This window comes from Gardnerella sp. KA01000 (genome assembly GCF_049244035.1).
In the GTDB taxonomy this organism is placed as follows: domain Bacteria; phylum Actinomycetota; class Actinomycetes; order Actinomycetales; family Bifidobacteriaceae; genus Bifidobacterium; species Bifidobacterium leopoldii.
On sequence record NZ_CP058367.1, the window covers coordinates 593,011 to 612,060 of the forward strand.

A 19,050-nucleotide genomic window follows, 5' to 3' on the forward strand; every position below is an offset into this window, starting at 1 on the left:
ACACGATTATGTGCATTTAATTGGTGGTGGGTATGTTGCGAAATTCTTTAGCGTTCGTGATGATTGATTGCGCGTGAAATAAAATCTCCCAAGCTTTGCACAATCTGCACGAGGATAATGCAAAGAATAACAGCCACTGTCATCACATCGTATTGATAGCGCTGGTATCCGTATCGTATTGCAATATCTCCGAGTCCGCCTGCGCCAACTGTTCCAGCCATTGCGGAGAATCCAAAAAGCGTAATAAATGTAAGCGCAGTTCCGCGAATTAGCGAAGGTAAAGCTTCCCACAGCAACACTTTGCAAACAATTTGCAATTTGCTTGCTCCAAAGCTTTGTGCTGCTTCAATTAAGCTTCCGTCAACTTCGGCTAAAGATTGTTCAACTACTCTAGCAACGAATGGTGCAGCTGTAATTACCAGAGGCACAATAGCTCCAGGAACTCCCAAAGAAGTGCCAACTATGAGACGAGTAAAAGGAATTATTGCAACTAATAAAATAATAAACGGCACAGAACGCACGATGTTAACAATCCAGCCTAGAACTGCGTTAATTGGCGCGTTAGGGCAAATACCTTTTTTGTTTGATGTAATGAGAAGTACGCCAACTGGAAGTCCAATAAGGTATGCAAAAAGTGTTGCAACTGATGTCATTACGAGTGTGTCTTGCACGCCTTCAATAAGTAAGTCACCGTAGTCGTTAAAAAATTGTGTAGCAGCTTCTAACATTGTTATTTCACCTCATTAAGCGCACTTGTTTGTGCATCTGTTGCCTCGTTTGCAAGCGTGTTTGTAGTTTTAGCGCGATGATTTTCTTGTTTTTCATCTGCAATAAGAGTTCGCAAAATATCGCTTTGTGGATTTGCAAAAAGTGTATCCGTGTCACCTAATTCCACAATGTGTCCGCCATCAATCATTGCAACTCGGTCGCAAATATTTCGTGCTACAGCCAGCGAATGTGTAATAATAACAAGTGTTACGTTGAGTTCGCGGTTAATTCGGCGCAATAAATCAAGGATTTGCGCAGTAGTTGTGGAGTCCAGTGCGCTTGTTGCTTCATCGCAAAGCATAATCGACGGATTATTTGCCAATGCTCGTGCAATTGCTACGCGCTGCTGCTGTCCGCCTGAAAGTTGGCTAGGGTAGCGGTTTGCAAAATCTTTTAAACCAACTAAGTCAAGCAAGTAGTTTGCGCGTTCTTCTCGTTCCTTTTTTGCAGTGTGATTTAACTCTAATGGGAAAGTGACGTTTCGCAATACTGTACGCTGCTGGAAAAGGCTAAAATTCTGAAAAATCATGCCAATATTAGTGCGTACTTTTGCAAGTTCTTTATCTTTTACTTCGCTAATATCATTTCCGTCAATAATAATTTTGCCAGAAGTTGGTCGCTCAAGCAGATTCATGCAACGAACTAGCGAAGACTTTCCTGCACCAGAAGAACCAAGGATTCCGAATACTTCTCCCGATTCAATAGTCAGATTAATGTCGTGTAATGCTTCATTCGCTTTGCTACCTTTGCCGTAGCTTTTGTGAAGATGTTCGATCTGAATCATGCTTTTCCTTAACAGATTATTGCTTTCTGTATGAAATATACTTCGTTACTAACTAGAGTTACTAACTAGCGTCATTAACTAGATTATTGACTAGCACGCACATTACGTATATTACACGCTTATAAAATAATGCCGCAAAGCATACACGAAGCATACACATGCGGCATTAGGTGGCTACATTGTGAGTATTATTTAGAAAACAGGAAGCACAGCGCCTTTGTAAGTTTTAGTAATATAGTCGTGCACTTCGCTTGTCTTCAAAGCTTTGAGTAAGGCTTTGATTTTTGCAAACTTTTCAGAGCCCTTCTTTACTACAATAATATTTTCATAAGTTTTAGCCGCAATGCCACCAACTTTTTCTGAAGTAAGTGGGTCTTTAGTTGGGTTAAAACCAGCTTGAATAGCGTAATTGCCATTCATGGCAGCAAGATCCACATCCTTAATGGCAGTAGGAACTGTTGCCGCTTCAAGTTCTTTAAACTTCAAATTCTTAGGATTCTCAGTAATATCTTTTGTAGTAGCGTTAATATCCTTTGGATTCTTCAACTTAATCAATCCAGCATCTTGCAAAAGAAGCAATGCGCGAGCCTCATTAGTAGGATCATTTGGAACTGCAACAGTTGCGCCATTTGCTAATGCTTTAATCGTCTTGGTTTTTCCTGGATACAATCCAAATGGTTCAAAATGAATTCCACCTACTGAAACAAGATGAGTTCCCTTTTCCTTATTGAAGTTGTCAAGATAAGGCAAATGCTGATAGTAGTTTGCGTCAACTTCGCCTTCTTCAGTAGCTGTATTTGGCTGCACGTAGTCAGTAAATTCCTTTACTACTAGCTTGTAGCCTTCTTTTTGCAAGATTGGCTTTACAACTTTATTTAAGATTTCAGAATGCGGAGTAGGCGAAGCAGCAACAGTAATAGTTTTGTCATCCTTCGCTCCTGCTTTTGAGTTACCGCAGCCGCTTAAAGTGAAAGTCGCTAATGCTGCCAGTGCTGTAATTGATGCAATAACTTTAATTTTTCGCATATTTCCTGCTCCTTGTTCGGTGAAATTCGTTTAAAGTTAAATCCCCTTCGCGAGTAACGAATTATCAATATAGGCGAGAAAAATCAATAATTCTACACTTTGCTTATTAGTATTATTTATGACGTGTTAATAATTCGCATGCTTGCAGTGTGAGAAGAGAAAAAATAAGTTTTTCAACACGTCGCTTACTTGCAATGAAGCTATCTACTAGACTGTAATGTATGAGTTTTTTGCGATTGGCGTTAGCGCAGATAGATACCTGCGTTGGGAATATTGATAGCAACGTTGAAAAAGTTTTGAAGTATGCTGCGCGCGCAAAGCAGTCGGGTGCTCGCATGGTTGTATTTCCTGAGATGACTTTGACTGGGTACCCTATTGAAGACCTCGCCTTGCGTGCCACGTTCCGCACAGCTGCACAAAAAGCTGCAGACTTGCTTGCATCAAAACTTTCAGAAGAAGGCTTGGGGGAGCTTTATGTAGTAGTTGGAACTGTTGGCTTTGACGAGTCTGCTGGAAAGCCTCGAAACAGGCTTCTCGTATTGCATGAAGGCAAATCTGTGTTGCAATACGACAAGCATTTCTTGCCAAATTATGGTGTTTTTGACGAGTTTCGTATTTTCTCTTCTGGCAATAAGTGTGAGCTGCTGGAAGTAGATGGAATACGTCTAGGTTTTGCTATTTGCGAAGATATTTGGCAAGACGGCGGTCCTGTTGCGCGTTTGGCAAAACTTGGTATCGATGCGCTAATAACTATGAACGGTTCTCCATATGAGGAAGGTAAAACTCATGTGCGTTTGAGTTTGGCTCAAAAGCGCGCTGTTGAAGTCAATGCGCCGGTTGTGTATGTGAACCAGGTCGGTGGTCAAGATGATTTGGTTTTTGACGGTGGAAGTTTTGTTGTTGATTCTGACGGAACTTTGCTTGAACGCTCGGCAATGTTTGCTGAAGATTTGTCGTTTGTTGATTTTGATAACTCGCTGAAAAAGCAGAAAGTTTCAAGCATTGCTCCAAAACTTGACGCAGATGAAGAAGTGTATTGTGCGTGTGTTGTAGGTCTTAGAGATTACATGCGTAAGAATGGTTTTAAGGGTGTGTGCTTAGGACTTTCTGGAGGAATTGATTCTGCTTTAGTAGCTACTATGGCTGCCGATGCTTGCGGTGGAGCAAATGTATATGGTATTTCTATGCCAAGCATGTACTCTTCGGACGGTTCTAAAGACGATGCGCGCGATTTAGCAGAGCGAATTGGCGCTCACTACGATGTGCAACCAATTGAACCGCTTTTTAAAGCTTTCCAATCACAACTTTCCTTAGAAGGAGTTGCTGCAGAAAACTTGCAAGCTCGCGTTCGTGGCGTAATCGTAATGGCATATTCAAATTCGCGCGGTGTTTTGGCGCTCGCAACTGGTAATAAATCGGAGCTTGCTTGCGGATATTCTACTATCTATGGCGATGCGGTAGGAGGGTATGCTCCTATTAAGGATTTGCTTAAGACGCGCGTTTGGGCACTTTCTCGTTGGAGGAATCGCGCTGCGAATGCTGGAGTAGGTATTGGTATGCTGCCAATTGTTGGATATGAGGATTCTCAGAAAGCGAAAGCTCCGCAAGATGGCGTGCTTATTCCTGTTAATTCTATTATTAAGCCTCCGAGTGCAGAGTTGCGTCCAGGGCAAAAGGATTCTGATTCTTTACCTGAGTACGATTTGCTCGATCGCGTTTTAGAGGCTCATATTGAGCTTGCTCATGGTAGAGCAGATTTGCTTGCAGATGGTTTTGACGAGCATACTGTTGACACGGTTATGCGTTTAGTTGATCGCGCAGAATGGAAGCGCAGGCAGTATCCGCTTGGACCAAAAGTAAGTGCTATTGCTTTTGGCAGGGATCGCAGAATGCCTGTTACCACAGCTTTTCGTGAATAAATGTGATATATTTCACTAGATTTTTTGCAAAACTACTCGTGTATGCGTTTACATATGCTTTAACATTGTTATTAGGGCAGCGTGAAGATGCGTTGCGGGTACAAAAGGAGTCTAAACATGACATCAGTTGATGCACCAGTTCTCAGTGAAGAGGATCTTCGTACCGAAGCGTGGAATGGTTTTACTGACGGAAATTGGAAAAAAGACATTGACGTACGCGACTTTATATTAAAGAACTATACGCCATATGAAGGTGACGAAAGCTTCTTGGCAAATGCCACTGAAAAAACGAAGCACATGTGGAAGTATCTCGACGACAACTACTTGGCTGTTGAACGTGAACGTCGTGTTTATGATGTTGAAACTCATATCCCAGCAGGCATTGACGCAATGCCAGCAGGCTACATTGAAAGCCCAGAAGTAGATAACGTAATCGTCGGTTTGCAAACTGATGAGCCTTGCAAGCGCGCTATGATGCCAAATGGCGGTTGGCGCATGGTTGAGCAGGCTATTAAAGAAGCTGGCAAGGAAGTAGATCCTCAAATCAAGAAGATCTTCACCGTCTACCGCAAGACTCATAACGATGGTGTATTTGGCGTTTACACCAAGAATATTAAGATTGCTCGCCACAACAAGATTTTGACCGGTTTGCCAGATGCTTACGGCCGCGGTCGTATTATTGGCGATTATCGTCGTGTGGCTCTTTACGGCGTGAACATGCTTATTGAGTTCAAGAAGCGCGACAAGGATTCGATTCCATACCGTAACGATTTTACCGAGACTGAAATTGAGCATTGGATTCGCTTCCGCGAAGAGCATGACGAGCAGATTAAGGCTTTGAAGCAGCTTATTAACTTGGGTAACGAGTACGGTTTGGATTTGACTCGTCCAGCTAAGACCGCTAAGGAAGCTGTTCAGTGGACTTACATGGGCTATCTTGCTTCTGTTAAGAGCCAGGATGGCGCTGCAATGAGCTTCGGTCGCGTTTCTGCATTCTTTGATTGCTACTTTGAGCGCGATTTGAAGGCAGGTTTAATTAACGAAACCGACGCTCAGGAAATTATTGATGCCCTTGTTATGAAGCTTCGTATTGTGCGCTTCTTGCGTACTAAGGATTACGACGCAATCTTCTCTGGTGATCCTTACTGGGCAACTTGGTCCGATGCAGGCTTCAGCGAGGATGGTCGCACTTTCGTAACCAAGACTTCGTTCCGTTTGCTCAACACTTTGACTCTTGAGCATTTGGGACCTGGTCCTGAGCCAAATATCACTATTTTCTGGGATCCAAAGCTTCCAGAAGCTTATAAGCGTTTCTGCGCACGAATTTCTATCGACACTTCTGCAATCCAGTACGAGTCCGATAAAGACATTCGTGAGCACTGGGGTGACGACGCTGCTATTGCTTGCTGCGTTTCTCCAATGCGCGTCGGTAAGCAAATGCAGTTCTTCGCTGCTCGCGTGAACTCTGCAAAAGCTTTGCTTTACGCAATCAACGGCGGTCGCGATGAAATGACCGGTATGCAGGTTATTGATAAGGGTGTTATTGACCCAATCAAGCCAGAAGCTGACGGTACTCTCGACTACGAGAAAGTTAAGGCTAACTACGAGAAGGCTTTGGAATGGCTTTCCGAAACCTATATTGAGGCTTTGAATATCATCCACTACATGCACGATAAGTACGCTTACGAGTCCATCGAAATGGCTTTGCATGATAGGGAAGTCTATCGTACGCTTGGTTGCGGCATGTCCGGTTTGTCTATTGCTGCAGATTCCTTGGCTGCTTTGAAGTATGCAAAGGTTTACCCAATCTACAACAAGGATGCTAAGACCATTGAAGGCCACGAGTACGAGTACATTGAGGGCGGCGACGACGACTTAATCGTTGGCTACAAGACTGTTGGCGAGTTCCCAATTTACGGTAACGACGACGATCGTGCAGACGACTTAGCTAAGTGGGTTGTGAGCACTGTTATGGGTCAGGTAAAGCGTTTGCCTGTGTACCGTAATGCTGTACCAACTCAGTCCATTTTGACTATCACTTCTAACGTTGAGTATGGTAAGAACACTGGTTCCTTCCCATCTGGTCACAAGAAGGGTACTCCGTACGCTCCAGGCGCAAACCCAGAAAACGGCATGGATTCGCACGGCATGCTTCCTTCGATGTTCTCCGTTGGAAAGATTGATTACGATGATGCTCTTGACGGCATTTCGCTTACGAACACCATTACTCCTGATGGTTTAGGTCGTGACGAAGACGAGCGCATCAGCAATTTGGTTGGCATTTTGGATGCTGGCAACGGTCACGGTTTGTACCACGCGAACATCAACGTGTTGCGTAAGGAACAGCTTGAAGATGCTGTTGAGCACCCAGAAAAGTATCCGCATTTGACGGTTCGAGTTTCCGGCTACGCAGTGAACTTCGTGAAGCTCACTAAGGAGCAGCAGCTCGACGTTATTTCTCGTACATTCCACCAGGGTTCAGTTACTGACTGATTTGGTTGATTAGTAAACACCGCCGGGAGCGAGGCTAGTTTCGCTCCCGGCTTTTGTTAATTGCGTATATTATTTATTATTTATTTATAAATAGTTTGGAGGGCAGTTAGATGGCTGAAAACACAGCGTTTCGTACTACAACTCAGCATATGTTGAAGGAGTCAAAAGAGTATGCTCGCCAAACTTTAATGGGTGGTCTTTCTGGATTTGAGTCGCCAATTGGGCTGGATCGTAAAGATCGCTTGGTAGCTCTTAAAACTGGCGATATTGGATTTGTGCATTCGTGGGATATCAATACTTCTGTTGATGGACCTGGAACTCGTATGACAGTGTTTATGAGTGGCTGCCCGCTGCGCTGCCAGTATTGCCAGAATCCTGATACTTGGAAAATGCGCGACGGCAAGCCAGTCTACTTAGATGCGATGATTAAAAAAGTTGACCGTTATCAAAGTCTTTTTAAAGCAACAGGCGGCGGAATCACTTTTTCTGGCGGCGAGTCCATGATGCAACCAGCTTTTGTATCTAGAGTTTTTCGTGCTGCAAAAGAAATGGGCGTGCATACTTGCTTGGATACTTCTGGATTTTTGAATCGCAATTATACGGATGAAATGATTGAAGACATTGATCTTTGCCTTCTTGACGTTAAATCCGGAACTGAAGAAACGTATAAAAAAGTAACTGGCGGCTTACTTCAGCCAACTATTGACTTTGGTCAGCGATTGGCAAAGGCTGGTAAGAAGATTTGGGTGCGTTTTGTGCTCGTTCCAGGTTTGACAGACAGCGAAGAAAATGTTGAAAAAGTTGCTGAGATTTGTGATTCGTTTGGTGACGCTGTTGAGCATATTGACGTGCTTGGCTTCCATCAACTAGGCCGCCCAAAGTGGCATGAGCTTCGAATACCGTACCCTCTTGAGAATCAAAAAGGACCTTCTAGAGCGCTTAAAGAGCGGGTTGTAAACCAGTTCAAAGACCACGGTTTTGTAGTGTACTAGATTGTGTTTAGGCTGCGTTAACGATGTAATTGTAATCTAGTCGAGTTTTGCGTATTGTATTGTTTTTTTTTTTAAAGGATTTTGTATAATTACACAAACACCCTTTTTAGAGAAAGGATACGCAATGAAGCGCAGAATAGGTTGTTGGATTGCATTAGCTTTTGCATTTGCACTGGATATTTTTGTGCAGTGTAACGATCAGTATGGTTTTGCTACATCGCTTACTATTTTAGTTGTTTTGCCAATAATTTTGTTGCCAATAAATATCGTTGCAGCTTTCGATAAAAAACTTCTTATCGAAGTGCCAATAACATCTATTGCGATAGCTGTTATTACAGAAATTATTACTTTTTCAATAGACAAGTTCTCGAATTTAGGCTTATATGCTGGCTACGTTGTTCCAGCAGTTTTAATTTCGGCAATCGCATTTACTCTTACTAGATTCCTTAAAACTAAACTTGTTAAGCGCATAAATGACGAAATAGCAAACAATAAAACAGATTGATTACTTATTTTTGAATAGTCGTAGTTGTGTGCGAAAGTTGAAGCCGTGTTAAAAGATGCATAATCTATAACACGGCTTAAATATATCTTGCGCAACATTTTGCAAAAAGTACAGAATAAGATGCAAAAAGCGTAAGAATTTGGCTAAAGCATGCAATCGGGAGGCGTACTTGAACGAGGAACCAAAGCTTTTAAAAGAGCCTAGAGAAGGAGTTCCAGAAGTCATTGATACGCTTGAAGCATATAGAGAATATTGTAGCTTATTGGCAGCAGGTTCCGGTTCTTTAGCTGCAGATGCTGAGCGAGCTTCCGGTTTTAGATATGGTCATGAAGATTGGCTGATTCAGTTTAAACGCAAAGGTGCAGGAATCGGGTTACTGGATCCAATAGAACTTACAAAACTTGGAGCTGATTGGAACGAATTTAACGAGGCAGTAGGAGATGCGCCTTGGATTATCCACGATTCGATGCAAGATTTGCCAGGATTTTTCGATATTGGTTTGCGTCCTCGTGCTTTATTCGATACCGAGATTGCAGCTAAATTACTTGGTAGAAAGCGCTTTGGTTTAAGCTCTGTAACTGAATATTATTTGGGTTTGACGCTCGCAAAAGAACATTCTGCAGCGGACTGGTCTTACCGCCCACTTCCTAGGGATTGGCGAAATTACGCAGCTTTAGATGTTGAATTGTTAATCGAATTAGAAGAAGTAATGCGTGCGGAACTAAAGAAACAAGGTAAACTTTCTTGGGCGGAAGAAGAATTTAAACACTTACTCAGTAAGGGTGCACAAAAGAAAGCTCCGCATCCGCGTCCATGGCTTAAAATATCGCATATAAGTGTGCTTATGCACGATCGTGTTGGTTTAGTTATTGCGAAAGCATTGTGGCAAAAGCGAGATGCTTTAGCGCGTGAATATGATATTGCGCCAACTCTGCTACTTTCTGATGCTGCGATTATTGAAGCTGGTAAGCGTAAACCTAGTAATGCGCGCGCGTTTCGTGCTATTCGTTCTTTGAATGAGCGAGTGCGAATGCACACTGGCAGTGAGCAAGACAAAATGTTCGAGCGTTACGCTCCAATTCAGCGCAAAATTAAACCATCTATTTGGAAAAACGTTATAGAGAATGCTATTTTGCGCGCTAAATCTGGTGAAACAGCTATGGATGATGTGCATCCAGTATTACCGAATGGAGCTATTCAACTTAATTCGCGCGAATCTCGTAAAACGAGCGTACTTAAATCAACAGATACTGACGAGTCACAAGGTTCTAACGATTGTCAGGATTGCCATGATTCATCAGATTCGCAGTATTTACAGGATATGCAAGATTCCCAAAGCGCTCCTAGATCTATGAAATATTGGCGAGAACATCACCCTAAGCGTTACGAGCGTTTACAAAGAGTAAAAGCTGAGTTAAATCAAATTTCTGAATACACTCATACTCCTGCAGAAATTATTATCAAACCACAGATTATTCGTAATCTTTGCTGGCATGATGATGCGCAAGATATTGATGTTAAAACATTCCTAAGTGAGCATGGTGCTCGAGATTGGCAAACCCGATTGGTAGCTGAGTCCGTAACTCGCGCTATCATGTAACGGTTGTGCCATACGGCAGAAGCTAGAAAAAACGTAATTTCAGGAGCGCAAGCGTGAAAATCAGCGTCAGGAATCTTGAGCCAACTAAGGTTAAGCTCACCATTACCGCAGATCTCGAAGACTTCAAGCCATTTTTGGAAGAAGCTCGTAAGGAGATTGCTAAGCAAATTAACGTGCCAGGTTTCCGTAAGGGACATGTGCCAGGCAAGATTGTAGATCAGCGCGTCGGTTTCGCAGCTGTTGCCGGCGAAGCCGTAAATTCCGCTGTACCAGAGCTTTATTCTAAGGCTTTGGAAGAAAAGAAGATTCGCCCAATGGATCAGCCAGAATTTGACGTTCAGGAAGTTCCAACGTCGACTGATGCAGATGCAAGTCTTAAGTTTGTAGCAACAGTTGAGCGTCGTCCAGATTTCAAGTTGAACAAGTTCAAGGGCGTTGAGATTGAAGTTGAGAAGCCAAAGGTTTCCGACAAGGATGTCAAGGAGCGCTTGGAAAGCCTCCGTCAGCGTTTTGCTACTTTGGTTGGTGTTGACCGTCCTGCAGCTAAGGGTGATTACACTAACATTGATTTGGAAGCTCGTATCGATGACGAAGTAGTTGATGCGCAAGAGGGCGTAAGCTACGAAATCGGTTCCGGTGTGTTGCTTGACGGTTTGGATGAGGCTTTGGATAGCCTTTCTGCCGGTGAAGAAACCACCTTTGAGGGTACTCTCGAGTCCGGTAAGCATAAGGGCGAGAAGGCTCAGATCAAGGTTAAGGTTAATTCCGTAAAGACTCAGGAATTGCCAGAGCTTGATGATGATTTTGCTCAGGAAGCTTCTGAGTTTGATACTTTGAAGGATTTGAAGGCAGATATTCGCAAGGCTTGCGAGCAGGCTGCTGAAGGTCGTCAGGCAACTAATGCCCGTGACGCATTCCTTGTTAAGCTTCAAGAAGAAGTTGAAATTCCTGTGCCAAAGGGCGTTTTGGACAAGGCTGTTTCAGAGCATTTGAAGGGCATGACCCCTGATCCTGAAAAAGCTACCAAGAAGCAGAAGGATGAAGCTCAGCAGGCTGCTGAGAAGGAACTTCGCGACCAGATGGTTCTTGACGCTTTGGCTGAACAGATGGATGTGACTGTTTCCCAGGCTGACGTCACCAACTTCTTGGTTTCTGTTGCTCAGCAGTACGGCATGGATCCAAACCAGTTCATTAACGCAATCGTTAACAACGGTCAGCTTGGTTCTGCCGTGCAGGAAGTTGCTCGTTCTAAGGGCTTGCTTGCTGGTATGCGTGCTGTAAAGTTCGTTTCCGGCGGAGAAGCTCTTGACTTGAGTGCATTCTTGTCTGAGGATGATGACGAAGACGAAAGCGTGAAGGCTGCTTCTGCTGCTGCAGAAGTTGCTGACGAACTTTCTAAGTAGTATTTTTCAAGCAAGAAAAAAAGTTTATACTTTCTCATATTTGCTAAAAACCCAGGGCTTTTGCTCTGGGTTTTTGTGTTGTTGTTATACTTTAAAGAAAGTGAAAAACAAATAAAATGAAAAACAAATAACGTAAGGAAGGCTGCTGCTAATGGAAAAACGCAATTTGCAAATGGTAGACAGTAAAAAACCTGGTAAGTGTTTGAACTATGTTTTTACATGTTTACGATTAAGTCTTATTGCTTTTTTTGTTGCAGTTATGGCTGGAGTTGGTGCAATATTATTAACTCTGTTACTACATGCTGTGCAAAATGTAATGTTCGGATTTTCAGAATCTGCTCTTAAACCTTCGCCAGTTGGATTGCCAGTATTGCATTATGTTGCTGTTGTATTAATTGTGATGTCTGTTGCTGCAATTATTTGGATGTGGTTATGGACAAAATCTTCTAATCGTATTGTCGATATAGCTCATGCTGTTAGTGGCCAATCGATGCCATTTAATACGACGATTATCCATGTATGTTTACAAATTTTTATAGTTGCTTCTGGCGCAAGTTTAGGTAGAGAAGTTGCGCCTCGAGAATTGGCTGCAATGCTTACTCAGAAGTTACTCTGCTTTATTCGAGTCAGTGAATTTCAAGCTCGCGTTTTGGTTGCAAGTGCTGCTGGTGCTGGTTTAGCTGGAGTTTATCGCGCTCCAATAGCGGGTGCGATTATGGCACTAGGTTTGGTTGCAATTCCACGTTTTTCTCACGAATCGAAATCTTCTTTAAAGCGTTTGAAATGGTATTGGCTTATACAAAAATTTAGTATTTTTGCTATTGCGTTATGTATAAGTGAAATTGCATCATTGACTACTATTTTTGTGCTTGGGGATGAACCTTACTATTGTTTGCCAAGTCTTAATGACATCCATATTGTCAACACTACTGTGTTGCTACTTGCAATTATAGTTGGCATTGCTTGCGGTATTGTTGGCACTCTTTTCCATAAGATGATTCGTTGGGCTCGCTCTAAGTGTGCTCGCAATTACCAAATTTTATATTTTTTGCCATTAATGGGCTTAGTAACGGGATTAGTTGCATCGTGGAATCCAGCAATTATGGGCAATGGCAGAGCTTTAGCACAATACGCATATAATATTGCAAAAACAAGTATTGCAATTGACAAAAACTCTTTGGTAACTTTGCTTCTACTATTTGTTGCAAAAATAATTTTAACAAGTTGCACTCTTCGAGCTGGCGCAAGTGGTGGTGTGCTTCAGCCGAGTATGTCGTCTGGAGCTTGCGTAGGGCTGATCGTAGGTTTTATAAGTATGAACATTCCAGTTGTTGGTGGCATGCTATCAAGTCAGCCAAAAATATTGGTAATAGCTGCTATTTTTGGTGCTGCAAGTTTGCTAACTGCAAGCCGAAAGTCATTGTGGTTTGCGCTTTTCTTGGTAGCACAATTAGTGAATGTGCCTATGATTATGATTATTCCGATGGCTGTTTCTTGTGCTGTATCTAGAAGCATAGCGATAATACCAAAAATTTTTATGCGCAAATAATGTTTGAATTTTTAGTATGGAAAATACAATATGTGCAAAATAAATGCGCCTATGCTAGTTCAGTATTAGCAAAGGCGCATTTGTTATTAGTAAATATTTTTTAGTTATGTTGGTTATTTTAGTTATTTTTTAATTAATTATTAGAACTGAATTCTTTATCTGCGATAAAAGTTCCATCATCGTTTGAGAAGGAGAAATGTATGCGTATTGGTGCAATAATTTTTTCTTTCATTTCATCCGATGCTGATTGTGGCATCAAGTTCGAGAGGCTATCGCCGTATGTTTGCATTCCAGTCTTTAACGCTGTAATTTCTAAATCAGATAGGTGCCTTTTGAACTTTGCATTTATATTGAGCTGATCACCTTTAGTGTCAAACGTTATGTTGAATGGTGAGCTGCTAGTGGCATCATTAAATCCATTAGTGAGTTTTTTAGCTTCTTCTGGATGGCAATGTACGTATTCTTCAATATTTGCGCTTTTTGGTGCAGCGCAATTGTAATGCGGTTTAAGATTAGTTGAAATTACGTAGCCACCTACTGCAACTATTGCTACTACTATGACAACAATAAGCCAAATGTATTTTGACTTATGAGCACTTGTATTTGTTGCATTTGGATAAGCGTTTGCAGGATAGTTGTTGACTGGTTGTTGATTATTCTGATATAAGTTTGGTTGGTAACCATTATTTGGATTTACATTATTAGGGTAATTATTGTTCTGGTATCCGTTATTTGGGTATCCGTTGTTCTGGTACCCATTGTTTCCATAACCATTGTTTGGGTATCCGTTATTTGGATTTACATTATTTGGGTATGTATTATTTTGGTAACCATTATTTGGATACTCGTTATTTGGCATCGGAGCAGGCGAGTAGTTGTTGTCTGGCAATTGGTTAGGATCCATAATTACTCCTTATAATGAATTGATAATCCAATAAAAATATACTCAATAATGCATACTAACGTGAGGTAATAAGTAAAAATTACATCTGTTGATATGAATAAAATTTTAGAAATTTGGCGTAAAACATTCAATTCAAATCATATTCGCAATATTTTCTATGCGGTCATGCGCACAATGTAGTGTAGAAATAATTACGTGGTAACAAGGAGATATAGTGACTGAGCTTTTTACAGCTTCTCCTGTGATGGAACAGGCTGAAGCGCCTACATCAACTGATTCTATTTTTAATCGGTTGCTAAAAGATCGCATTATTTGGTTGGGATCTGAAGTAAAAGACGAGAATGCCAATGTTATTTGCGCGCAAATGTTAATGCTTGCTGCGGAAGATCCTAAGAAGGATATTTGGTTGTATATTAATTCGCCTGGAGGTTCAATTACTGCTGGTATGGCAATTTACGATACTATGCAATTAATTGAGCCAGATGTTGCAACTATTGCTGTTGGCATGGCTGCATCTATGGGTCAGTTCTTGCTTAGTTCTGGCACTCCTGGTAAGCGTTATATTACCTCACATGCTCGTGTGCTTATGCATCAACCTTCTGGCGGTGTCGGTGGCACTGCTACGGATGTGCGAATTAACGCAGAGCTTATTATGGATATGAAAAAAACGCTTTCTGAATTGACTGCAAAGCAGACTGGTCATACGGTAGAGGAAATTTACCGAGATAACGAATACGATCACTGGTTTACAGCTCAGCAAGCTTTGGAGTATGGTTTCGTAGATAAAATTGTGACCACTCCTGCTTCTATGCGCGGTGAGGAGTAATTATGGCAAGTGAAGAAGCAAAGTTTGTTGCGCGTGCTGAGCGTTTAGCTGGTTTTGGCGGCGTTACTTCTGCTCAGCGCATTACTAATCGTTACGTGTTGCCTCAATTTGGCGAGCAAACTCCATATGGCATGAAAACGCAAGATCCTTACACTAAGCTGTTTGAAGATCGCATTATTTTCATGGGTGTGCAAGTAGATGACACTTCTGCTGACGACATTATGGCTCAGTTGCTTGTTTTAGAAAGCATGGATTCTGATCGCGATGTGATGATGTACATTAATTCACCTGGCGGTTCGATGACTGCTATGACTGCGATTTATGACACAATGCAATACATTAATCCAGATGTTCAAACTGTTTGCTTAGGTCAGGCTGCTTCTGCTGCTGCTATTATTCTTGCTGCTGGAGCTGCTGGTAAGCGCATGATTTTGCCAAATGCTCGTGTGCTTATCCATCAGCCTGCAATGGGTCAAGATTTTGGTAAAGCTACTGAAATTGAGCTTCAAGCTAAGGAAATGTTGCGTTTGCGTTCTTGGTTAGAATCAACTCTTGCAAAGCATACTGGTCAAGATATTGAGCGCATCCGTAAAGATATTGAAGTGGATACTATTTTGACTGCTCCAGAAGCTAAAGCTTATGGAATGGTTGACGAAGTGCTTGAGCGCAGAGCATAATTCAATCTTTACAACTTAGCGAGTATTTATCAATTCTTGCATTTCTTAACAACAAACCCCGGTCGACACGCCGGGGTTTGTGTTTTAGCGCGGATGGTTGTATATTAGTCAAGTTGCCGGAAACAAGGACATGGTTCTTGAGGCTGGAAACATGCGCCAGTAGCCCAACGGATTAGAGCATCTGACTACGGATCAGAAGGTTGCAGGTTCGAATCCTGTCTGGCGCACAAACAAAACGCGAAGCTTTTGCTCCGCGTTTTTTTTTTTAATTCGTATGCAACTCGCTCGGTTTATGCCTCTCAGTTATACTTAAAAGTGCGAATCACATATTTTGCACTATAAAACGTTATAAACGTTATAAATGCATTTAGTGGAGGAAATATTTACAATATGATACGACGCAGTTGGAGAGTAGCACGCAAGATAGCAAATAATGAGCGAATTTCTGGCTTAATTATGCTTGGTTTCGCTCTTACCGGCTTATTGCTTGCAAATATTCCTTTAACCGCACCAATATTTGAAGCCGTATCGCATACTCATGTAGGCATTCCGTGGACGAATATACACATGTCGATTGGTCACTGGGTACAAGATGGCGTGCTTACTATTTTCTTCCTTTCGGTTGGTTTAGATTTAAAACATGAGCTTATTGCTGGTTCGCTTTCTGACCCTCGCGCAGCTGCAATGCCAATGATTTGTGCTGTTGGTGGAATGATTGTGCCTCCTTTGCTGTTTGTTGCTACAGTAACTGTATTTTCTGAATTGCATGCTGGGCAGGAGATTATGCGTCTTACTTCTGGCGCTTTACCTTCGCTTGATATGGTTCGTGACGGGTGGGCAATACCTACAGCAACGGATATAGCTTTCTCTCTTGCTGTTCTTGCTTTATTTGCAAAAACTTTGCCACACGCTTTGCGCGCATTTCTTATGACTCTTGCTACAGTAGACGATTTGCTTGGAATAGCACTTATTGCTGTCTTCTTCTCGTCTCTTAACGCATGGTATTGGTTTGCTGGAGTAATTGCTTGCGGTTTGGTTTGGACTACTTTAGTGCGTTTGAAGCGCGTTCCATGGCCGTTGGTTGCAATAGTAGGAATTATGGCTTGGATTATGATGTATGAAGCTGGCGTGCATCCAACTTTAGCTGGAGTAATGGTGGGTTTGCTAACTCCGGCGCATTTAGTTCATGGTGAAAAAACGCTTCGGGCTGAACGCTATCGTGAAAAAATTCAGCCTGTTTCTGCGTTATTGGCTCTTCCAATTTTCGCTCTTTTCGCTACAGGAGTGCATTTTGAAACATTGACTTGGGAGTTGTTCTTCTCGCCAATTTTGATTGCCATCACTATTGCTCTTGTTGTTGGTAAACCTGTTGGAATTATGGCAACTGCTTGGATATCAAAGCGTGTTCTAGGTTTGAAAGTTCCTGATGGTCTTCGCGTAGTAGACTTAATGCCTACAGCATGTGCGTGTGGAATTGGTTTCACTGTTTCTCTTCTTATTGCCTCGCTTGCGTATTCTGACGCAGATTTGTCCGCTGAAGCACGTTTTGGCGTTCTTGTTGCTTCTATTATTGCTGCAGGAGTTTCTGGCTTCTTACTTTCTATGCAAGCAAAGCATATGGAAGAAGAATTAGATGAAGTTGAAGACTAGTTTTAATTATTATTTTCAATATATTTGAAAGTAAATTTCTAGGAGAAATCATGTTTAATAGTAAAGAAGATTTTTCAGTAGATGTTCCACCTTGGAATAACACGTATCATCGTGGTTCTGTTGTGATGCGCGGTTCTATGATTCCTAAGGAGAGCACTACAGAGACGCTTCTTCGTAACGATAACAATCAGCAGCTTGTTTCTGGAGTTGGTGTAGAAGTAGATAAGAGATGGGATTGGCGTAGCGCGGATCCATGGCGTGCGCTTCGTATTCAAGCTGAGTTTGTTGATGGTTTTGACGCGCTCGCATCGTTAGGTAAAGCTGTTAGTATTTTTGGTTCTGCTCGAATAAAAGAAGATGATCCTGAGTATTCTTTAGCTCGTACTATGGGTTCAGAGCTTGTAAAACGCGGTTTTGCTGTTATTACAGGTGGCGGTCCTGGAATTATGGAAGCTGCAAACCGTGGAGCTGCAGAAGCTGGTGGTACGTCTGTAGGATTGGGGATTGAGCTTCCTCATGAGCAGGGTTTGAATAAGTGGATTAATCTTGGCATGCAATTTCGGTATTTTTTCGTGCGTAAAACAATGTTTATGAAGTATTCTTCTGGAATTATTGTGTGCCCTGGCGGTTTTGGCACGATGGATGAAATGTTTGAAGCTTTGACTTTAGTGCAAACGCATAAAGTTGCGCGCGTGCCTGTTGTTCTTTTCGGTACTTCGTATTGGAATGGTTTGATTGACTGGCTGAAGTCTACAGTAACTCAACGAGGTTTTATTTCTTCACTCGATCCGCACTTATTTGCTGTCACAGACGACCCAATAGAGGCAGTGCGCATAGCATCTGGAATTGAATAATCTAAGAGTTTTTGCGCTCGTTTACAAGCGTTGTAAGCTGCCAAATTTCTTCGCCAATATCAATTCCGCGAGGGCACTGTCTTGAACATGCTCTAACTGACTGGCATGCGCTAATACCGTCACTGCTGTCTATTAGATCAAGGCGATGCTCTGTTGCATTGTCTCTGGAATCGTAAATAAAACGAGCCGCGTTAACCAATGCTGCAGGCCCAATAAAGGCTTCTCCGCCTGCATAAATTGGGCAAATTCCTTCGCAAGCACCGCACATAATGCAATTGCTCAAAAGCTCAAATTTTTTAAGTTCCTCAGGATGTTGCAAAAACTCAATAAGCTGGAGTTTCCCTTCAGTATTTCTCGTAGAAACGTTAGATGCCTGCAAATAAGGTTCTAAGCGTTTTATTTGCGAAATCATAGGCGAAATATCGCAAATAAGATCTCGTTGAACTGCAAATCCTGAAAGTGGAGCAAGCTCAATAACACCAAAAGTGCCATTTTGCAAAGTGGTAGTCTCTTTAGATTTTTGCTGTAAAGTTGGCGATTTTGTCGACTGTGAGGAGCTGCTAGTAGTGCCAGTTTTTCTAAAGCCTCGAGATTGCACGCTATTTGTGCTTTCAGGACGTGCGTTTGCACCAATAGTTGCACTGCATAGTAAGGTTGGCATGCCATTTACGTTTGCAGCGTCGGAACCGCAAACGCCGTGACCGCATGAGTAGCGGAAAGCTAAAGTTGGGTCGATTGTGCGTTTAATAGTCAGTAAACAGTCAAGAATAGTGTCAGTAGAATGAACGCGTAAACTGTAATCTTGAACCCAATGCTTACCTTGAATTCGTTTTGGAGAAGATTCGTAAGATTCACCGGATTCACTAGATATTCTGGATTCACTAGATTCGGAAGAATTATTTATGTTATTTTCTGAAGAATCTAGTTTTGCGAAAGGATTACTGCGCTTTCTGCGCGCAAAAGGACTTTCTCTGCGCTTGCGCTCTGTCTGTTTACTGTTTGCATCATCTTCAGATTTATTACATGGAGTAAAGCGTGAAATACGCAAAGTAACAAGCGCAGTGTTATCACCAAGCTCATTACTCATTGCAAACCTCCAA

At 42.1% G+C, this 19,050-nt stretch carries 15 protein-coding genes, 1 tRNA gene and 1 pseudogene; 12 read left to right on the forward strand and 5 right to left on the reverse strand.

From position 1 onward, the window contains the following. Positions 1–47: 47 nt before the first annotated feature. The 3 genes from HXT58_RS02140 to HXT58_RS02150 form a co-directional block, all read right to left on the reverse strand. Positions 48–728: a methionine ABC transporter permease gene (locus HXT58_RS02140; protein ID WP_415706144.1), complete on the reverse strand. Its 681-nt coding sequence runs from the start codon at positions 726–728 to the stop codon at positions 48–50. Positions 729–730: 2 nt separating this feature from the next. Then, entirely contained in the window at positions 731–1,552 is an 822-nt protein-coding gene (locus HXT58_RS02145) for a methionine ABC transporter ATP-binding protein (RefSeq protein ID WP_116971072.1), read from the reverse strand. Between the two features lie 192 nt (positions 1,553–1,744). Further along, positions 1,745–2,578 carry a MetQ/NlpA family ABC transporter substrate-binding protein gene (locus tag HXT58_RS02150; protein ID WP_415706146.1) on the reverse strand — a complete coding sequence of 278 codons (834 nt, stop codon included), beginning with the start codon at positions 2,576–2,578 and terminating at the stop codon, positions 1,745–1,747. A gap of 221 nt (positions 2,579–2,799) precedes the next feature. On the opposite strand from HXT58_RS02150, the gene HXT58_RS02155 reads away from it, so the two are divergent. The 7 genes from HXT58_RS02155 (at position 2,800) to HXT58_RS02185 (ending at position 13,039) form a co-directional block, all read left to right on the forward strand. Next, on the forward strand, positions 2,800–4,497 hold the full coding sequence (locus HXT58_RS02155; RefSeq protein ID WP_004106338.1) for an NAD+ synthase: 1,698 nt from the start codon (positions 2,800–2,802) through the stop codon (positions 4,495–4,497). A gap of 117 nt (positions 4,498–4,614) precedes the next feature. Then, positions 4,615–6,990 (forward strand): formate C-acetyltransferase, encoded by a 2,376-nt coding sequence (gene pflB, locus HXT58_RS02160; RefSeq protein ID WP_410295832.1) that lies wholly within the window; start codon positions 4,615–4,617, stop codon positions 6,988–6,990. Between the two features lie 110 nt (positions 6,991–7,100). Then, positions 7,101–7,982, forward strand: coding sequence for a pyruvate formate-lyase-activating protein (gene pflA / locus HXT58_RS02165; RefSeq protein WP_004106335.1), 882 nt, complete (start codon positions 7,101–7,103; stop codon positions 7,980–7,982). A gap of 124 nt (positions 7,983–8,106) precedes the next feature. Beyond that, positions 8,107–8,487: a hypothetical protein gene (locus tag HXT58_RS02170; RefSeq protein WP_415706149.1), complete on the forward strand. Its 381-nt coding sequence runs from the start codon at positions 8,107–8,109 to the stop codon at positions 8,485–8,487. Positions 8,488–8,656: 169 nt separating this feature from the next. Continuing rightward, positions 8,657–10,087: an HRDC domain-containing protein gene (locus tag HXT58_RS02175; RefSeq protein WP_415706150.1), complete on the forward strand. Its 1,431-nt coding sequence runs from the start codon at positions 8,657–8,659 to the stop codon at positions 10,085–10,087. A 53-nt stretch (positions 10,088–10,140) separates the two neighbouring features. Then, positions 10,141–11,490, forward strand: coding sequence for a trigger factor (gene tig / locus HXT58_RS02180; protein ID WP_012914242.1), 1,350 nt, complete (start codon positions 10,141–10,143; stop codon positions 11,488–11,490). A 151-nt stretch (positions 11,491–11,641) separates the two neighbouring features. After that, positions 11,642–13,039, forward strand: coding sequence for a chloride channel protein (locus HXT58_RS02185; protein WP_415706152.1), 1,398 nt, complete (start codon positions 11,642–11,644; stop codon positions 13,037–13,039). 133 nt (positions 13,040–13,172) lie between these two features. Here HXT58_RS02185 and HXT58_RS02190 read toward each other — a convergent pair whose 3' ends face one another. Continuing rightward, positions 13,173–13,943: a hypothetical protein gene (locus tag HXT58_RS02190; protein WP_064340609.1), complete on the reverse strand. Its 771-nt coding sequence runs from the start codon at positions 13,941–13,943 to the stop codon at positions 13,173–13,175. 214 nt (positions 13,944–14,157) lie between these two features. Between HXT58_RS02190 and HXT58_RS02195 the strand changes: the two genes are divergently transcribed. From HXT58_RS02195 to HXT58_RS02215, 5 genes and pseudogenes are all read left to right on the forward strand, one after another. After that, positions 14,158–14,769 carry an ATP-dependent Clp protease proteolytic subunit gene (locus HXT58_RS02195; RefSeq protein WP_004106325.1) on the forward strand — a complete coding sequence of 204 codons (612 nt, stop codon included), beginning with the start codon at positions 14,158–14,160 and terminating at the stop codon, positions 14,767–14,769. Positions 14,770–14,771: 2 nt separating this feature from the next. Beyond that, complete coding sequence (locus tag HXT58_RS02200; RefSeq protein WP_004106323.1) at positions 14,772–15,446, forward strand: ATP-dependent Clp protease proteolytic subunit; 675 nt, start codon at positions 14,772–14,774, stop codon at positions 15,444–15,446. Between the two features lie 153 nt (positions 15,447–15,599). Then, positions 15,600–15,673, forward strand: a tRNA-Arg gene (locus HXT58_RS02205). Positions 15,674–15,836: 163 nt separating this feature from the next. Then, positions 15,837–17,075: pseudogene (locus HXT58_RS02210) on the forward strand (Na+/H+ antiporter NhaA); the annotation flags it as partial. A 71-nt stretch (positions 17,076–17,146) separates the two neighbouring features. Continuing rightward, entirely contained in the window at positions 17,147–17,950 is an 804-nt protein-coding gene (locus HXT58_RS02215) for a TIGR00730 family Rossman fold protein (RefSeq protein ID WP_101886063.1), read from the forward strand. A gap of 1 nt (position 17,951) precedes the next feature. Here the strand turns inward: HXT58_RS02215 and HXT58_RS02220 are convergent, their stop codons facing one another. Continuing rightward, the gene (locus HXT58_RS02220) at positions 17,952–19,037 is read right to left on the reverse strand and encodes a succinate dehydrogenase/fumarate reductase iron-sulfur subunit (RefSeq protein WP_004119090.1); all 1,086 of its coding nucleotides are present in this window, start codon (positions 19,035–19,037) and stop codon (positions 17,952–17,954) included. Positions 19,038–19,050: the final 13 nt, after the last annotated feature.